General features: G+C 62.9%; 18 protein-coding genes and 1 tRNA gene. 7 read left to right on the top strand and 12 right to left on the bottom strand.

Annotation, left to right across the window (positions count from 1 at the left end; translation table 11 throughout):
• Positions 1 to 114 precede the first annotated feature (114 nt).
• From NKJ37_RS15330 to NKJ37_RS15310, 5 genes are all read right to left on the bottom strand, one after another.
• Positions 115 to 1,680 (bottom strand): amidase, encoded by a 1,566-nt coding sequence (locus NKJ37_RS15330; protein WP_352774239.1) that lies wholly within the window; start codon positions 1,678 to 1,680, stop codon positions 115 to 117.
• Entirely contained in the window at positions 1,680 to 2,135 is a 456-nt protein-coding gene (locus tag NKJ37_RS15325) for a GNAT family N-acetyltransferase (RefSeq protein ID WP_023812957.1), read from the bottom strand. The genes NKJ37_RS15330 and NKJ37_RS15325 overlap by 1 nt, the downstream gene beginning before the upstream one ends.
• 8 nt (positions 2,136 to 2,143) lie before the next feature.
• On the bottom strand, positions 2,144 to 2,431 hold the full coding sequence (gene gatC / locus NKJ37_RS15320) for an Asp-tRNA(Asn)/Glu-tRNA(Gln) amidotransferase subunit GatC (protein WP_023812958.1): 288 nt from the start codon (positions 2,429 to 2,431) through the stop codon (positions 2,144 to 2,146).
• A 118-nt stretch (positions 2,432 to 2,549) separates the two neighbouring features.
• On the bottom strand, positions 2,550 to 2,966 hold the full coding sequence (locus NKJ37_RS15315) for a hypothetical protein (protein WP_352553071.1): 417 nt from the start codon (positions 2,964 to 2,966) through the stop codon (positions 2,550 to 2,552).
• Positions 2,967 to 2,990: 24 nt separating this feature from the next.
• Positions 2,991 to 3,698, bottom strand: coding sequence for a metal-dependent hydrolase (locus NKJ37_RS15310; protein WP_352774237.1), 708 nt, complete (start codon positions 3,696 to 3,698; stop codon positions 2,991 to 2,993).
• 123 nt (positions 3,699 to 3,821) lie between these two features.
• Between NKJ37_RS15310 and ruvX the strand changes: the two genes are divergently transcribed.
• Complete coding sequence (gene ruvX, locus NKJ37_RS15305; protein WP_023812961.1) at positions 3,822 to 4,328, top strand: Holliday junction resolvase RuvX; 507 nt, start codon at positions 3,822 to 3,824, stop codon at positions 4,326 to 4,328.
• Here the strand turns inward: ruvX and NKJ37_RS15300 are convergent.
• From NKJ37_RS15300 to NKJ37_RS15290, 3 genes are all read right to left on the bottom strand, one after another.
• Positions 4,246 to 4,587, bottom strand: coding sequence for a DUF6105 family protein (locus NKJ37_RS15300; protein ID WP_023812962.1), 342 nt, complete (start codon positions 4,585 to 4,587; stop codon positions 4,246 to 4,248). The genes ruvX and NKJ37_RS15300 overlap by 83 nt on opposite strands.
• Positions 4,587 to 5,156, bottom strand: coding sequence for a hypothetical protein (locus NKJ37_RS15295; RefSeq protein ID WP_023812963.1), 570 nt, complete (start codon positions 5,154 to 5,156; stop codon positions 4,587 to 4,589). Before NKJ37_RS15295 ends, NKJ37_RS15300 begins: the two co-directional genes overlap by 1 nt.
• Positions 5,157 to 5,349: 193 nt before the next feature.
• Complete coding sequence (locus tag NKJ37_RS15290; protein ID WP_352774234.1) at positions 5,350 to 6,978, bottom strand: DNA alkylation response protein; 1,629 nt, start codon at positions 6,976 to 6,978, stop codon at positions 5,350 to 5,352.
• A gap of 193 nt (positions 6,979 to 7,171) precedes the next feature.
• Between NKJ37_RS15290 and NKJ37_RS15285 the strand changes: the two genes are divergently transcribed.
• From NKJ37_RS15285 to NKJ37_RS15265, 5 genes are all read left to right on the top strand, one after another.
• Positions 7,172 to 8,131 (top strand): aspartate carbamoyltransferase catalytic subunit, encoded by a 960-nt coding sequence (locus tag NKJ37_RS15285; RefSeq protein ID WP_013531794.1) that lies wholly within the window; start codon positions 7,172 to 7,174, stop codon positions 8,129 to 8,131.
• The gene (locus NKJ37_RS15280) at positions 8,128 to 9,414 is read left to right on the top strand and encodes a dihydroorotase (protein ID WP_352774232.1); all 1,287 of its coding nucleotides are present in this window, start codon (positions 8,128 to 8,130) and stop codon (positions 9,412 to 9,414) included. The genes NKJ37_RS15285 and NKJ37_RS15280 overlap by 4 nt, the downstream gene beginning before the upstream one ends.
• A 57-nt stretch (positions 9,415 to 9,471) precedes the next feature.
• Positions 9,472 to 10,059 carry a glycerol-3-phosphate 1-O-acyltransferase PlsY gene (gene plsY, locus NKJ37_RS15275; RefSeq protein ID WP_023812966.1) on the top strand — a complete coding sequence of 196 codons (588 nt, stop codon included), beginning with the start codon at positions 9,472 to 9,474 and terminating at the stop codon, positions 10,057 to 10,059.
• A 17-nt stretch (positions 10,060 to 10,076) separates the two neighbouring features.
• Positions 10,077 to 11,216, top strand: a complete 1,140-nt coding sequence (gene dprA, locus NKJ37_RS15270) for a DNA-processing protein DprA (RefSeq protein WP_352774298.1) — start codon at positions 10,077 to 10,079, stop codon at positions 11,214 to 11,216.
• 252 nt (positions 11,217 to 11,468) lie between these two features.
• Positions 11,469 to 11,939, top strand: coding sequence for a nucleoside deaminase (locus NKJ37_RS15265; RefSeq protein WP_352612933.1), 471 nt, complete (start codon positions 11,469 to 11,471; stop codon positions 11,937 to 11,939).
• 64 nt (positions 11,940 to 12,003) lie between these two features.
• Here the strand turns inward: NKJ37_RS15265 and NKJ37_RS15260 are convergent.
• Positions 12,004 to 12,079, bottom strand: a tRNA-Lys gene (locus NKJ37_RS15260).
• Positions 12,080 to 12,337: 258 nt separating this feature from the next.
• Between NKJ37_RS15260 and NKJ37_RS15255 the strand changes: the two genes are divergently transcribed.
• A complete protein-coding gene (locus tag NKJ37_RS15255) occupies positions 12,338 to 12,823 on the top strand; it encodes a BA14K family protein (protein WP_023812969.1) in 486 nt (161 codons plus the stop codon).
• Positions 12,824 to 12,919: 96 nt separating this feature from the next.
• Here NKJ37_RS15255 and NKJ37_RS15250 read toward each other — a convergent pair whose 3' ends face one another.
• From NKJ37_RS15250 to NKJ37_RS15240, 3 genes are all read right to left on the bottom strand, one after another.
• A complete protein-coding gene (locus tag NKJ37_RS15250; protein ID WP_352774231.1) occupies positions 12,920 to 13,399 on the bottom strand; it encodes a DUF6882 domain-containing protein in 480 nt (159 codons plus the stop codon).
• A gap of 34 nt (positions 13,400 to 13,433) precedes the next feature.
• Positions 13,434 to 14,927 carry a glycerol kinase GlpK gene (glpK, locus tag NKJ37_RS15245; RefSeq protein WP_352442607.1) on the bottom strand — a complete coding sequence of 498 codons (1,494 nt, stop codon included), beginning with the start codon at positions 14,925 to 14,927 and terminating at the stop codon, positions 13,434 to 13,436.
• A 97-nt stretch (positions 14,928 to 15,024) separates the two neighbouring features.
• On the bottom strand, positions 15,025 to 16,749 hold the full coding sequence (locus tag NKJ37_RS15240) for an ABC transporter substrate-binding protein (protein ID WP_352442606.1): 1,725 nt from the start codon (positions 16,747 to 16,749) through the stop codon (positions 15,025 to 15,027).
• Between the last annotated feature and the right edge of the window lie 9 nt (positions 16,750 to 16,758).

The raw sequence follows: 16,758 nt of genomic DNA, 5'->3' as shown, positions 1-16,758 counted from the left end.
ATTGCAGCGCCGCGCGGGCGTGCGCGCTCAAAGGACGCTAACACTTTGATTTTGCGCAGGATCCTTCCGAAAATCGATTCGACTTTCAGGGCATGCGCTAGACGAGCGACGTCCCTACCACCACTTCTCCGGCTGGAACGTGCCTGCGGCCTGCTCGATGACGGCAGCGGTCTGGAACAGGGTTTCCTCATCGAACGGCCGGCCGATCAGCTGCAGGCCGAGCGGCAGGCCCTTGGCGTCGAGCCCGGCGGGCACAGCGATGCCCGGCAGGCCCGCCATGTTCACAGTGACGGTGAAGATGTCGTTCAGGTACATCTTGACCGGATCGGCAGCCATGTCCTCGTCGGCGATGCCGAAGGCGGCGGACGGCGTTGCCGGGGTCAGGATGACATCGACGCCGGCGGCGAAGACAGTCTCGAAATCCCGCTTGATCAGATTGCGCACCTTCTGCGCCTGCAGATAGTAGGCGTCGTAATAGCCGGCCGACAGCACATAGGTGCCGATCATGATGCGGCGCTTGACCTCGCGGCCGAAACCCGCGGCGCGGGTCTTCTCATACATGTCGACGATATCCTTGCCCGGCACGCGCAAGCCGTAGCGGACGCCATCATAGCGGGCGAGGTTGGACGAAGCCTCGGCCGGCGCCACGATGTAATAGGCGGGCAGCGCGTATTTCGTATGCGGCAGGGAAATGTCGACGATCTCGGCGCCGGCGTCCTTCAGCCAGGCAATGCCCTTCTGCCACAGCGCTTCGATCTCTTCGGGCATGCCGTCGACGCGGTATTCCCTGGGAATGCCGACCTTCATGCCCTTGATCGGCTTGCCGATCACCGCCTCATAATCCGGCACCGGCCGGTCGACCGACGTCGTGTCCTTCGGATCGACAGAGGCCATCGATTTCAACAGGATCGCGGCATCGCGTACGTCGCGCGCGATCGGGCCGGCCTGGTCGAGCGACGAGGCGAACGCGACGATACCCCAGCGTGAGCAGCGGCCATAGGTCGGCTTGATGCCGACCGTCCCGGTGAAGGCGGCCGGCTGGCGGATCGAGCCGCCAGTGTCCGTCGCGGTCGCGCCGGCGCACAGGAAGGCGGAGACTGCCGTGGCCGACCCGCCAGAAGAGCCACCCGGCACCAACTGCGCATTGTCCAGGCTGTGCACGGTCCTCGTGCCGCCGGCCGAAACGAAGCCGCCGTCGCCCTGATGCGTCGTGGGCATCACCGCAGTATCGAGGCGCGAGCGCCGCCACGGATTGATGACCGGGCCATAGTAGGACGTCTCGTTGGACGAGCCCATGGCGAACTCGTCCATGTTGAGTTTGCCGAGCATAACGGCGCCGTCGGCCCACAGATTTAACGTAACGGTCGATTCGTAGCGCGGCTTGAACCCGTCGAGCACATGGCTGCAAGCCTGCGTGTGGACGCCTTCGGTGCCGAACAGGTCCTTGATCCCCAACGGAATGCCTTCCAGCGCACCGCCCTCGCCCTTGACCAGCCTGGCGTCGGACGCCTTGGCCATGTCGCGCGCCTTGTCGCCGGTCACGGCGACATAGGCATTGAGCGCCGGATTGGCGCGCTCGATAGCGCCGAGATAGGCCTCGGTGATCTCGGTCGCGGTGATTTCCTTGTCGCGCAGCTTGGCGCGGGCCTGTGAAATCGTCAGCTGGGTCAGGTCGCTCATCAAAGGCTCTTTTCGTAAAACACCGACCACTCAGAATCGGGATAATCCAGCACCGGGCCGCAGCGCGAAAACCCGGCGCGTTCGTAGACTGTCCACGCCGCGGGATGACGATCGCCCGTCTCCAGCACCAGGCGCTTCAGCCCCTCGTTGCGCGCCAGCGATTCGACCCGCTCAACGATTTTCGCGCCGATCTTCTGCCCGCGATGCGACGGCCTGATATACATGCGCTTGACCTCGCCAATGGCGCCGTCATGACGCTTCAGCGCGCCGCAGCCAATGGCCAGGCCATTATCGCGGGCGATGAAAACCGTCGTGTCCTCACCGGCCATCTGCTCGACCGTCAAATGGTAGCAATGCTCCGGCGGCGTCAGTTCGAGCAAGGTCTCGTTGAGTTCCGTGACCAGCCTGCGCACGTCGTCCTGGAGCGGCTTCTCAATGGCGATCTCGATTGCCATCGGCCGGTTTACTCCACGACCTTCGGCACGAGGAAGAAATTCTCTTCGGTCGCCGGCGCGTTAGCGACGATGTCGGCGGCCTTGCCGCCGTCGGTGACGACATCGCTGCGCTTCTTCATGTCCATCGGCGTTACCGAGGTCATTGGTTCGACACCGGAAACATCGACCTCGTTCAGCTGCTCGACGAAGCCCAGAATGGCGTTCAGCTCCCCGGTCATCCGTTCGGCATCTTCTTCGCTCACCGCGATGCGGGCGAGATGCGCGACGCGCTTCACTGTCTGAAGATCTACGGACATGTTTTTGCCTCGGGGAAAACCAGTTCGGGCTATAGCGGCGCCGCGCGCGCTGCGCAACATGCATCGTGCGAGAGACCAGGCTGTGCCGGCGGCCCGCTCGTGGGCCCTCAGAATACGTCTATGGCAGAGCAACGCCTTCGCACAGATAGTAGCTGCCGCTGTTGCCGCTTGCTTCGCTTTCGTCGTCGACGGGCCGAACCGACACGAGATCGATCTGCTTGGCGTTCATTTGCGTCACGGAGAGAACGTCGGGAAAGACATAACCCGGTTCCTGGCAGATGGCCGTCACCGCCCAGCTCGGCGAAGCCGTGGCCTTGCTGATCTGCAGAAACTCGCAATTGTATTCGACGCTCTGCAGGCCGTGCGCCGAAAGCACGATGTTGCCTGCGTCGATCAGCGTTTGCAGCGTGTCCTTTTTGGCCTGTTTGCAAAGCTCCTCGGATTGCAGGTAGACGCCCTCGATGAAATCATCCGCGGCGAGCGCGGGCGACGCCGCGACCAACATCGATACACAAAGAGATTTCCTCAAAGCCATGGTCTTATTCCGCTTTCGCCACGCCTAGATCGTAATCGTCTCACCGATATCAGGCGATGCCACCGTCACGCTGGACCCTTCCATGCCGGCCTCGAACTTGTCGGCGGTCGGATCGATCATCGGAAACGTGCCGAAGTGACAGGGAACCACGGTATCGAATTTGAAGAAACGCCGGCAGGCAAGTGCAGCCACCGCGCCGCCCATGGTGAAGCGGTCGCCGATCGGCACCAGGCCGACCTTGGGTTCATGCAACTCGTTGATCAGCGCCATGTCGGAGAAGATGTCGGTGTCGCCCATGTGATAGAGCGTCTTGTCTTCCGGGAAATGCAGGACGAGGCCGCCCGGATTGCCGAGATAGGTGTTCTGGCCGCCCTCGCCGGGGAACGAGGATGAGTGCAGCGCCTGGACAAAAGTGGTGGTGAAGCTGCCGCAATCGACGGTGCCGCCGATGTTGCCCGGGTTGATCTTCTTGTCGCTGACACCCTTGCCGACCAGATACATGCAGATCTCGAAATTGGCGACCAATTGGGCGCCGCTTTTGCCGAGCACTTCCACGGCGCCGCTGATGTGGTCGCTATGGCCATGCGTCAGCAGCACATGCGTGATCCCCTCGGCCGGTCCCTCCCAGCCGCCCGTCCAGGACGGATTGCCGATCAGATAGGGATCGATGAGGATCTTGGCATCAGCGGTCTCGATGCGAAAGGCCGAGTGGCCGTACCAGGTCAGTTTCATGAATGCATTCCTCGATTTTTATCTTGCCAAAGGATAGAACGCCGACGGCCCGGAGATCAAAGGGTTACTGTGTCCGCCACGCGTTTGACAAAACACGTGGCGGTGAAAGGCGAAGGACGGCCGGTGGGCATTATCACGATCGAGGAATTGCCGGCGCGGCTGACCGGCGGCAAGACGCTGGCGGGGCTTGACCTCGGCGACAAGACGATCGGCGTCGCGGTCTCGGACCAGAGGTTTTCCTTCGCCCATCCGCGCCCGGTCATCATGCGAAGGAAATTCTCGCTCGATGCGGCGGTGCTGCTCGCCTTGCTGCGGAAGGAGAATGCCGGCGCGGTGGTGATCGGGCTGCCGATCAACATGGACGGTTCGGAAGGGCCGCGTGCGCAGAAATCGCGCGCCTTCGTCCGCAACATGGCCCAGATGAGCGACCTGCCCTTCGTGCTCTGGGATGAAAGACTATCGACGGTCGCGGCCGAAAGGACGCTGATCGAGATGGATTTCTCGCGCCGCAAGCGCGCCGGCAAGATCGATTCGGCGGCAGCCGCGTTTATTCTGCAGGGAGTTTTGGACCGGCTTCAGTCGCTCCACGCATCCGCTCGAACGGAACCGGACCCGCCCAGCGCTGTCTGACCCAGCCGGCGATTTCGCGGCGACGGCGGAAGGCCCAAAGCGCCATCAGCAGCAACCCGTCGAAGACGCACGTCTTCGCCACCATGCCGGGAATGATCGCCGGATCGATGCCGAGCATCTGGCCATAGAGCTGGAAGAAGAAGTCGTGCATCTGTCGGCTGAGCATCGTGTAGCCGAAATTGATGTCATTGGCCGACAGATAGAACCAGCCCCAGAAAATCGCCATCGGCGCCGCCCAAAATCCGAAGATGTAGCGCATCAGCGGCCTCCCCTGGGATTGGAGCCGGTCTTGGAGACCGTTCGGCCTGATATGAGTGAAAGCAGCGAATTGTGGGCCGCGGCTTTTGCCATGCCATGCGCGACGGCATGGATCTCGCTTTCGCCGGAAGCCGCTGCCGCAACCACGGACCGCCGCTCGGCAAGCATGGCGACATAGGACGCCAGAAGTGCCGCCAGTTGCACGGCGACAGCCATGAAGAGCCCGTTGATGCCTTGCGCGGCGCCACCGACGACGATCAGCGACAACACGCCGGACGCGCATATGAAGGCGATGCGGGCGACGCTGTCGGCGCCCGCGCTGGTCGCGTCGTTGACCAGGGCTTCGACAAAGGCCCAGAAAAACAGAACCGCGACGACAAGCAATGCGGTGGCGAGCGGCGCCACGACGACGAAATTGTCGAGGTCGACGAAGCGGGTACCCTCGATTGTAGTGCCCAGCACGCCGAGCGCCGCCGCCACACCCCGGTTTCCGTCGATGCAGATTAGCGCAAGCAGGGCGAAAACAATCGCCCAGTGCAAGGCCAGAAAAGAGGTCAGTACCTGTCGCATCGGTGTTCCTGCTTCGCAAAGCAAGAGACGGCCAATCTGAACCATTCCCTGCTTGCACTAGGACAGTGGGCCTTGCCGTCCGCCATCGCAACGGAAACCATTTGTTAAGGTTAACGACGATTAGCCATACGCGTGAGGATGCCCGCCAACACGTCAAAACTGTGGATGGCGCCGGTTTTTGCGATGCTCGTGCTCAGTTCACCGGCGGATAGAGCGTGTCGATGATCATGCGTGCATCGTGGCGCGAATCGATCATGCCATAGGTGTTGCGCCATTGGCCGGCCAAACGCGTCTCGACGAAAGCGTCGGCGATCCGCCCTGCCCCCAGACGGCGCAATTCCGCCGCCGCAGCCGACAGTGCCAGCTGCTCGGTCAGCAGCCGGGCAGAACCTTCGTCGGTTGAAGCAACCTGCATCGCCGCCTTCAGCACGCCGATCGTGCCGCGTCCGCCGGCGCCGAGATCACGGTCGATGCCGGCCAGCACATCCTCGAACAGGCCGGGCGCACGGCCGAGCACGCGCAGCACATCAAGCGCCATGACATTGCCCGAGCCTTCCCAGATCGCATTGACCGGGGCCTCGCGATAGTAGCGGGCGAGTGGCGCCTCCTCGACATAGCCATTGCCGCCGAGGCACTCCATAGCCTCATAGAGCAAAGGCGGCGCGATCTTGCAGACCCAGTATTTGACGACCGGCGTCATGGCCCGAGCAAACGCCGCCTCGCCGCGATCGCCGGCCGCCTCGTCGAAGGAGCGCGCCAACCGGAACGACAGCGCGGTGGCGGCGGCGACATCGAGCGCCATGTCGGCCAGAACGCGCTGCATCAACGGCTGCTCGATCAGGGTCGAACCGAACACCTGGCGATGGCGGGCGTGGTGAACGGCCTCGGCCAGGCCCGCGCGCATGATCGCCGACGATGCGATGGCACAATCGAGCCGGGTCAGGGTGACCATGTCCATGATCGTCTTCACACCGGCACCGGCTTCGCCGACCATCTCGCCGATGGCATTGACAAATTCGACTTCGGAGGAGGCGTTCGAACGATTGCCGAGCTTGTCCTTCAGCCGCTGAAAGCGGAAGCCGTTGCCCGAGCCGTCACCGAGAACGCGCGGCACGAGGAAGCACGATAGTCCCTCAGGCGCCTGCGCCAGCACCAGGAAGGCATCCGACATCGGCGCCGACATGAACCATTTGTGCCCGTTCAGACGATAAAAACCGCTGCCGGCGCGTTCCGCCCTCGTCACATTGGCGCGCACATCGGTGCCGCCCTGTTTCTCGGTCATGCCCATGCCGAGCGTCAGCCCGGTCTTCTCGACCGGCGGCTTTTGGCTCTGGTCGTATTTGCGCGTCGTCACGCGCGGCGCCCATTCGCGAAACAGTTTCGGGCTGGCCATCAAGGCCGCCAGCGAAGCGTTGGTCATGGTGATGGGGCACAGATGCCCGGTCTCGAGCTCAGCCGTCAGATAAAACCGGGCGGCGCGGACCTGATGGCGGCGGCCGATCTCGGTGTCGCCGTTTTCCCACACCGAGGAATGCAGCCCGTTGGCCACAGAGCGGCGCATCAAGGCATGATAGGCGGGATGGAACTCGACCACGTCGATGCGCCGTCCCTGGCGATCATGCGTCTTGAGCTTCGGCGTCTCGACATTGGCGAGGCGCGCCAATTCCTGCGCCTCCTGCGTCAGCACAAAGCGGCCGAGACCGTCGAGATCCTTGCGCACCGGATCGGAAAAACGCTCCGCGAGCTGGATCAGCAACGGATCGCCCCGCCAGGCGTTGCCGCCCGTCAGCGGCGGCGGCTGGTTCGTCACGTCGTCGGTCACGCCCAATCCTTCTATCGTCAGAAAGCCACGAATCCGAGGCTGTCGGCTAGATATAGCCAAGCCATGCAGCGCGCGCGATGAAAATACCGGCCGATACAATCGGCTATCTACACGAAAAAATTGAGGAGAACGGCTGCAATGCAAAGCTGGCGCTTGCAGCCGCAATATCTCCACCCTATAGCAGCGCCTTGAGATGACCGACGCTTCGTCCCCCTATCCTCATCGCCATCTTCTGGGCATCCGCGACCTTTCCCCCGCCGATATCGAGCTGTTGCTCGACAGGGCGGACCGGGCGGTCGCGATCTCGCGGCAGTCCGAGAAGAAAACCTCGACGCTGCGCGGCCGCACCCAGATCAACCTCTTCTATGAAGCCTCGACGCGCACACAGTCGTCGTTCGAGCTTGCCGGAAAGCGGCTCGGCGCCGATGTCATGAACATGTCGGTGGCAAGCTCTTCGGTGAAGAAGGGCGAAACGCTCATCGACACGGCGATGACGCTGAACGCCATGCGGCCCGACATCCTGATCATCCGCCACCAATCGGCCGGTGCTGCCGCCCTTCTGGCGCAGAAGGTCGGCTGCTCCGTCGTCAACGCCGGCGACGGCGCGCATGAACACCCGACACAGGCGCTGCTCGATGCGCTGACCATTCGTCGCGCCAAGGGTCCGCTGTCGAAGCTCATCGTGGCAATCTGCGGCGACATCCTGCATTCGCGCGTGGCGCGTTCCAACATCATGCTGCTCAACGCGCTCGGCGCGCAGGTGCGCGTCGTCGCACCGTCGACGCTGCTGCCCACCGGCATCGAGAAGATGGGCGTCATCGTCACCCGCTCGATGGCCGAGGGCCTCAAGGACGCCGATGTGGTGATGATGCTGCGCCTGCAGCGCGAGCGCATGGAGGGCGCCTTCGTGCCTTCGGTCCGCGAATATTTCCGCTATTTCGGCCTCGATGCCGAGAAACTGAAGGCCGCCAAGGATGACGCGCTGGTGATGCATCCCGGGCCGATGAACCGCGGCGTCGAGATCGCCTCGGAAATCGCCGACGGTCCGCAAAGCGTCATCCAGGAACAAGTTGAAATGGGCGTCGCCGTGCGCATGGCGGTGATGGAAGCGCTTCTTGACCCGCGCCGTAATCAAGAGGGCCGCGGCGCATGAGCATAACGGTCTTTGAGCGCGCCCGCGTTGTCGACCCCTCGCGCGGCATCGATGAAGTCGGCGCCGTCTTCGTCGATGGCCGCAAGATCGTAGCCGCCGGCAAAGCAGCGCTGAACCAGGGCGCGCCCGAGGGCGCCACCGTTATCGACTGCGCCGGCAAGGCGATCATTCCAGGCCTGATCGACGGCCGTGTCTTCATCGGCGAACCGGGCGGCGAGCATCGCGAGACCATTGCGTCGGCAAGTGTCGCGGCGGCGGCCGGCGGCGTCACATCCATCGTCATGATGCCCGATACCGATCCGGTGATCGACAATGTGGCGCTGGTCGAATTCGTGCTGCGCACCGCCAAGGACACGGCCATCGTCAACGTCTTTCCGGCTGCGGCGATCACCAAGGGCCTCGACGGGCGCGAAATGACCGAGTTCGGCCTGCTGCGCGAAGCCGGCGCCGTCGCCTTCACCGATGGCCGTCACACCATATCGAGCGCGCTGGTGATGCGCCGCGCGCTGACCTATGCGCGCGACTTCGGCGCCACCATCGTGCATGAGACGCAGGATGCGGACCTCGGTTCATCCGGCGTGATGAATGAAGGCCTCTACGCCAGTTGGCTCGGCCTCTCCGGCGTTCCGCGCGAAGCCGAATCCATCCCGCTGGAGCGCGATCTGGCCTTGGCCCGGCTGACGCGTGGTTCGTACCATGCAGCAAAGATCTCGACGGCGATGGCGGCAAACGCCATAACGCGTGCGAAAGCCGACGGCGCGACGGTGACGTCAGGCGTGGCGATCCACAATCTGTCGCTGAATGAAAACGATGTCGGCGAATACCGCACCTTCTTCCGCCTGACGCCACCTTTGCGCGCCGAGGAAGACCGGTTGGCGATGATCGAGGCGGTCAGGGACGGCACGATCGACATCATCGTCTCCTCGCATGATCCGCAGGATGTCGACACCAAGCGCCTGCCCTTCGCCGATGCGGCGGCCGGCGCCATAGGGTTGGAGACGCTTCTGGGCGCCGCACTGCGGCTCTACCACAATGGCGATGTGCCGTTGCTGCGGCTGATAGAAACCCTGTCCACCGCTCCCGCAAAACTGTTCGGCCTGCCCGGCGGCACGCTGAAGCCGGGCGCTGTCGCCGATCTTGCGCTTGTCGACCTCGACGGACCCTGGATCGTCAGCGAAAGCGGCATTCGTTCGCGGTCGAAAAACACCTGTTTCGAAGGCGCGCGACTGCAAGGCAAGGTCTTGCAAACGCTGATTGCGGGCCGCACAGTGTTTTCCGCCTGAACCGGCCACGGCGCACCGCGCCTGATCCGGCCGAACTGGGGAAATGCGGGGGAAACAATGATTTACAGCCTCATCCCAGCGCTCGTGTTCGGCTATTTGCTTGGCTCGATTCCGTTCGGGCTCCTGCTCACTCGCGCCGCTGGCCTTGGCGATGTGCGCAAGATCGGCTCCGGCAATATCGGCGCCACCAACGTTCTGCGCACCGGCAACAAGGGCCTTGCCGCCGCGACGCTGCTACTCGACGCGCTGAAGGGCACGGCCGCCGTGCTGATAGCAGGCCATTTCGCGCCTGACCTGGCGATCTGGGCCGGTCTCGGCGCCTTTCTCGGTCATCTCTTCCCGGTCTGGCTCGGTTTCAAGGGCGGCAAGGGCGTCGCCACCTATCTCGGTGTGCTGATCGGCCTTGCCTGGCAGGTGGCGCTGATCTTCGCCGTCGCCTGGCTGGTGATGGCATTCCTCTTCCGGTATTCCTCGCTTGCGGCGCTGACAGCGGCGGTCATCGTGCCGATCGCCCTCTATGTGCTGAGCACACCACAGAATGCGGCCTTGTTCGTGGTGATGAGCATCATCGTTTTCATCAAGCACCGGGAAAACATTTCGCGCCTGCTTACCGGCACCGAGGGCAAGATCGGAGCCAAGGGGTGAGCGAGCCTGCCGCCGTGGTGAGTGGGCCGGCCGCCGGGCCGCGGCTCAGCGACCGGCAGCGGCTGAGCTGGCTGCGGCTGATCCGCACCCAGAATGTCGGCCCCGCATCCTTTCGCGACCTCATCAACCGTTTCGGTTCGGCCGAGGTGGCGCTGGAGATATTGCCGGAACTGATGATTTCGGGCGGCGCCATCCGGATCGCTCGCATCCCTTCCGTTGCCGAAGCCGAGGCGGAACTGGAACTAGCCGGAAAGGCCGGCGCCCGCTTTGTCGGGATCGGTGAGACAGACTACCCACCCCTGTTGCGCAACATGGACCATCCGCCGCCCCTGCTGGCGGTAAAGGGCAACGCAGCTGTTTTCCGGCTGCCGGGTGTCGCCATCGTCGGGGCACGCAACGCGTCGCTGGCCGGCATCAAGATGGCACGCATGCTGGCAGCCGACCTCGGCCGCGACGGCTACGCAATCGTCTCCGGCCTGGCGCGCGGCATCGACACCGCGGCGCATCAGGGCAGTCTTGCGACCGGCACGATCGGCGTCCTGGCTGGCGGTCTCGACCTGCCTTACCCGCCTGAAAATGCCGGCCTGTGCGAGGAAATCGCCGAGCGTGGCGCCATCATTTCGGAGATGCCGTTCGGCTGGCAGCCGCGCGCCCAGGATTTTCCGCGCCGCAACCGCCTTGTTGCGGGTGCGGTCCTTGGGCTGGTGGTGGTCGAGGCAGCGCAACGCTCCGGCTCCCTGATCAGCGCCAGGCTTGCCGGCGAAATGGGCCGGCTGGTCTTTGCCGTGCCGGGCTCACCGCTCGATCCACGCGCCGCCGGTACCAACGGCCTGCTCAAGGATGGTGCCACCCTGGTCACCGAGGCATCGGATATTTCCAGGGCGATCGCCCCGCTGACCGGCATGCGGGCGCCCGACGTGCCGCCGTTCGAAGAGCCGCCCGACTTCTCGGCCACGCCACCGCCCGGCGAAAGCGACCGCGCCCGCGTCATCGAGGCGCTCGGCCCGACGCCAGTGGCGGTCGACGAGATCATCCGCCACACCGGCCTGCAGCCGGCCCAGGTCTTCATGGTGCTGCTGGAACTCGACCTCGCCGGCCGGCTCGAACGCCACGCCGGCGCCAATGTTTCGCTGGTGTTCGGGGAGCCTTCGGTCTGACGCTGTTCGCATTTTCGCGCCGCCGAACTCCTTCGAGAAGCTCGGCGAGGATGGCCTTTTCAGCCGGCTTTCCGCTTTGCCGCGCCTGTGCTCATCTGTTCGACGCCAAGACCGGCCGGCGGATTGTAGGGCAAAGGTCTGATATCCCGAGGCAAAGGTCTCAAGCAAAAGTTGGCTCTTGCCACTCGCGTCCGTTGGCACCAATCTCGCTCAGCCGCTCATCGGTGGATGTCGGCATGACAGGATCTTGCCATGACACGCGATCAGATGCTCGCCCACCTTCGATCCGCCGACGCGGTCGCGCGCGAGGCGGCGGCGCATGGGCATCATCCGTTTGGTTGCGTGCTGGTCGGGCCGGACGATCGGGTGCTGATGCGGCAAGGCAATCTCGACACGGTGCGCCACGCCGAGACGGAGCTCGCCCGGCGCGCCGCGGCAGCCTACGAGCCGGAGTTCTTATGGCAATGCACGCTGGTCTCAACCGGTGAGCCCTGCGCGATGTGCACCGGAACGCTCTACTGGGCGAATATCGGCCGGCTGGTCTACGGCTTCGAGGAGACCGAGCTGCTGGCGCTCACCGGGGATCACGCAGAGAATCCGACGATGAGCCTCTCTTCGCGCACCGTCCTCGACTCCGGCCAGAAAAAGATCGAGGTCTTTGGCCCCTTCCCCGAAATCGCCGACGAGATGCTCGCACCGCACCGCGCTTTCTGGAAGCGTTGACGGCTTCCCCACCGGTTGTGGTGTGCCCTTCCCGAGAGATGGGTGACAGTTTATCGCGTGGATTTGGTGAGCGCGATGGGATTCGAACCCATGACCTACTGATTAAAAGTCAGTTGCTCTACCGGCTGAGCTACGCGCTCCCGCGGGCGAAAGGCGGCCCTCGAAATTGCGCGGAACATAGGGAGAGTGCCTCGACCGGTCAACCGGAAAAAGAGGGCTCGCAAACACGGGCGGCTTCGCCCTGTCGCGACACTTGCCAGCCGCGCCATCGGTGGGAGAACAGCCAAGGGAACACTGGCATTTCTGCCCGACAGCGGCATCCAGTCTGGGGAACAATTGTATGCGCCGCTCGTTTTCCCGGCACAGGGACGTCCGCCAAACTATCGAGGAGAAGACCAATGAACAGAATCACAACGAGCCTGCTGGCGGCCACTCTCTCCGTCACATTCGTTGCGGCGGAGGCGGTGTCCGTTAATGCCCAACCGAACTATGTGCCGCAATCCCAGGTCGCGGTGCCGGATGTGCAGACAGTCCAGTACCGGGAGTGGCGTAAGGACCGCCACAATCGCAATTTTTCGCGTGACCGCAGTTTTTCGCGTGACCGCAATTTTTCCCGCAATCGCGGCGCATATTGGAACGGCCATCGCGGCTATCGCGAATATCGCCCCGGCTACCGTCGTCACGGCGATTATTGGTTCCCGCTTGCCGCCTTCGCTACTGGCGCGCTGATTACCGGCGCAATCATCAACAACGAAAACAACCGCGTCTACGGAGGCAACGCCCACGTCCAATGGTGCTACGACCGCTATCGCAGCTACCGTGCTTCGGACAACACGTTCCAGCCGAATTACGGCCCTCGCAAGGAGTGCCGTTCGCCTTACTGATCAAGGCGCGTTTAAGTAGCTGATATGCGTTAGTGGAGCTCGCGCCGGCAACGGCGCGGGCTTTTGATCCTTTGGCCGGAAGACGAACAGTTGCCGTCAGCTTGCCCAGTTGATGCTCTTGAGCATCAGATAAAAGCCACCGCCGTCCTCTCTGCTGGGACAACGATAGATACCCAACCCATTGCAGATACGGGCCATCACCGCACTGAGTTCCCAACCAACCACTTCCAGCGCACTGTCCGCATCCGTCGCATAGGCTTGGGCCAGTTCGTCGATGCCATTCTGCTCTCCGAAGGATCGGACTAGCTTTGCATCGCTGAGGAGCTCGCTGGGCAGGCTGGAATTTGCCCAAGCCCACAGCCAGTTTCCGGCCTCCGTGCTCGTTGAGCCGACAATCTGGATTTCGGTGACGACCTTGGCGACCCCGTCTTGCGAGAACAGAAGCGTTCCGGCCCTCAGGTCATAGTCATAGCGCAACCAGCTACCGAGGTGGAGATCTTTTTTCAAGCGTGCATTCTTGGCCTTCAGCTGTTCGATAGCCTCGTCGCGCCAAGCAGGATACCAGTCTGGCTGCATTCCTCGCGCCCCATCACCCGCCACTGATGGCTGTTTATGACACGCTGAGCGTCCTGCGCACAGCATCGCGCCAACCAGCGAGCTTGGCTGCGCGCACGGAGCCATCCATGTCCGGCTTGAAGCGCCGTTCGAGTGCCCAACTCTTCGCAAACTTCTTGGCATCCGGCCACACACCTGCCTTCGAGCCAGCCAGCCAGGCGGCACCGAGCGCCGTCGTCTCCAGAATGGTCGGGCGGTCGACCGGTGCATCGAGGATGTCGGCCAGACGCTGCATCGTCCAGTCCGACGCCACCATGCCCCCGTCGACCCGCAGCACGGTCTTGGCAGAAGCACCCTTCCAGTCCTTGCGCATGGCGTCGAGCAGGTCGCGTGTCTGGTAGGCGACGGATTCGAGCGCGGCGCGGGCAAACTCCGCCGGACCGGAATTGCGCGTCAGCCCGAAAATGGCACCGCGTGCCTCCGCGTCCCAATGCGGTGCACCGAGCCCGACAAAGGCCGGCACCAGGTAGACGTTTTGGGTCGGATCGGCTTCATCAGCCAGTTTGCCGCTCTGCTCGGCCTTGCCGATCACCTTGATGCCATCGCGCAACCATTGGACCGCTGCACCGGCAATGAAGATCGAGCCTTCCAGTGCATAGGTCGTCTTGCCGTTCAGCCTGTAGGCAATGGTGGTCAAGAGCCGGTTCTTCGAGCGCACCAGATCGCTGCCGGTGTTGAGCAGCGCAAAACAGCCAGTGCCGTAGGTCGATTTCATCATGCCCGGCTCAAAGCAGGCCTGGCCGATGGTCGCCGCATGCTGGTCGCCAGCGACACCGAGGATTTTAATCTCGGCACCAAAGAGATTTTTCTCCGTGATTCCATAATCATCGGCGCAGTCCTTCACCTCGGGAAGCATTTTTGCCGGGATGTTGAGGATCGACAGCAGCTCGTCGTCCCAGGCATTCTCAGCGATGTTGTAGACCAGCGTGCGCGAGGCGTTGGTGGCGTCTGTGGCGTGAACCTTGCCGCCGGTCAGCCGCCAGATCAGGAAACTGTCGATGGTGCCGGCGAGCAGTTCGCCTTTCTCGGCGCGTTTTCTGGCGCCCTTCACCTTGTCCAGCATCCAGGCGATCTTGGTGCCGGAAAAATAGGGATCGAGCAGCAGCCCGGTTTTCTTAGTGAATGTCTTCTCCAACCCTTGCTTCTTGAGTTTCTGGCACAGCGGCGCGGTGCGCCGGTCCTGCCAGACAATGGCATTGTGGATTGGCTTGCCGGTCGCTCTGTCCCAGATGACCACGGTTTCGCGCTGATTGGTGATGCCGATCGCGGCCACGTCGGAAGCATTCCGGCCGGCCTTCTTCAGCGCCGCCTTCACGGTCGACACCACACTCGCCCAGATATCCTCGGGATCGTGCTCGACCCAGCCGGAAGCCGGATAGTGCTGGGCGAATTCCTTTTGCCCGCTGCCGGCGACCTTCATCTCGCCGTCGAACAGTATCGCCCGGGTCGAAGTCGTGCCCTGGTCGATGGCAAGGATATATCCGGTCATTATGCCTCCCCGCTTTGTCTTTTACACAAACAGGGGAGACGGCAAGATGCCGCCTCCCCCAATGTCACACGGGCGCAGACGCCCGCTTAGAACAGTCTTACTTTTGCCAGCTCTTCACCAGCTCGTCGTAATTGATGGTGACCGGCTTTTCCTTCTCGTTCTCGATCTTCAACTGAGGAGCGAGATTGCCCTTCTTGACCGCGTCGGCGTTCCAGTAGGCGAGGTCATGCTCTTCGGCCATCTTCGGGCCGATATCGCCCTGGATGCCGGCCTTTTCCAGGCGTTCCATGACCTTTTCCTGCTCGGAGCAAAGCGAGTCCATCGCCTCCTGCGCCGTCTTGGCACCCGACGACGCATCGCCGATCGCCTGCCACCAGAGCTGTGCCAGCTTCGGATAGTCCGGAACGTTCGTTCCGGTCGGCGACCACTGAACACGGGCCGGCGAGCGGTAGAACTCGATCAGGCCGCCGAGCTTCGGAGCGCGTTCCGTGAAGCTCTTGTCCTGGATCGTCGACTCGCGGATCAGCGTCAGGCCGACATGGCTCTTCTTCACGTCGACCGTCTTCGATACGACGAACTGCGCATAGAGCCAGGCGGCCTTGGCGCGATCGTCAGGCGTGGACTTGAGAAGCGTCCATGAACCCACGTCCTGGTAGCCGAGCTTCATGCCGTCCTTCCAGTAGACGCCATGCGGCGAGGGAGCAAAGCGCCATTTCGGGGTGCCGTCCGCGTTCACGACCGGCAGCCCTTCCTTGACGAAGGAGGCGGTGAAGGCGGTGTAGGTGAACATCTGCTGCGCGACCGTGCCCTGCGACGGGACGGGGCCGGATTCGCCGAACGTCATGCCTTGGGCTTCCGGCGGCGCATAGGCCTTCAGCCAATCCAGGTACTTCTGGATCGAATATACGGAAGCCGGGCCGTTGGTGTCGCCGCCGCGCGCGACGCACGAGCCGACAGGCTGCGACTTCTCGTTGACCTTGATGCCCCATTCGTCGACCGGAAGACCGTTCGGCAGGCCCTTGTCGCCATTGCCGGCCATGGACAGCCAGGCATCGGTGAACCGCCAGCCGAGCGAGGGGTCCTTCTTGCCGTAGTCCATGTGGCCATAGACCTTCTTGCCGTCGATTTCGCGGCCGGTGAAGAACTCGGCGATGTCCTCATAGGCCGACCAGTTGACCGGAACGCCGAGGTCGTAGCCGTACTTGGCCTTGAAATCGGCCTTGTTCTTCTCGTCGTTGAACCAGTCGTAGCGGAACCAGTAGAGGTTCGCGAACTGCTGGTCCGGCAGCTGGTAGAGGTCGCCGTCCGGAGCGGTCGTGAACTTGGTGCCGATGAAGTCGGCGAGGTCGAGGTTGGGATTGGTGACATCCTTGCCCTCATTCGCCATCCACTTGGTCAGGCTGCGCGCCTGCTGGTACCGCCAGTGGGTGCCGATCAGGTCGGAGTCGTTGACGTAGGCGTCGTAAATGTTTTCGCCCGACTGCATCTGCGTCTGCAGCTTCTCGACGACATCGCCTTCGCCGATCAGGTCGTGAGTGATCTTGATGCCGGTGATCGCGGTGAAGGCGGGCGCCAAGACCTTGGACTCATAGCTATGCGTATCGATGGTCTCGGAGACCACCTTGATGTCCATCCCGGCGAAAGGCTTCGCGGCATCGATGAACCATTGCATCTCGGCTTCCTGGGCGCCGCGATCGAGCGTCGACAAGTCCTTGATTTCGTTATCGAGGAAAGTCTTGGCTTCGTCCATTCCGGCATAGGCCTGGCCTGCTCCCCAGAGCAGGACAAGCGCAGTCGTTGATGTTAAAAATTGCCTTCGCATTTCGTTTCC

Origin of the sequence: Mesorhizobium sp. M0140 (assembly GCF_040322475.1) — a bacterium.
Taxonomy (GTDB): Bacteria; Pseudomonadota; Alphaproteobacteria; order Rhizobiales; family Rhizobiaceae; genus Mesorhizobium.
This window is presented reverse-complemented; position numbering and strand designations above follow the sequence as displayed.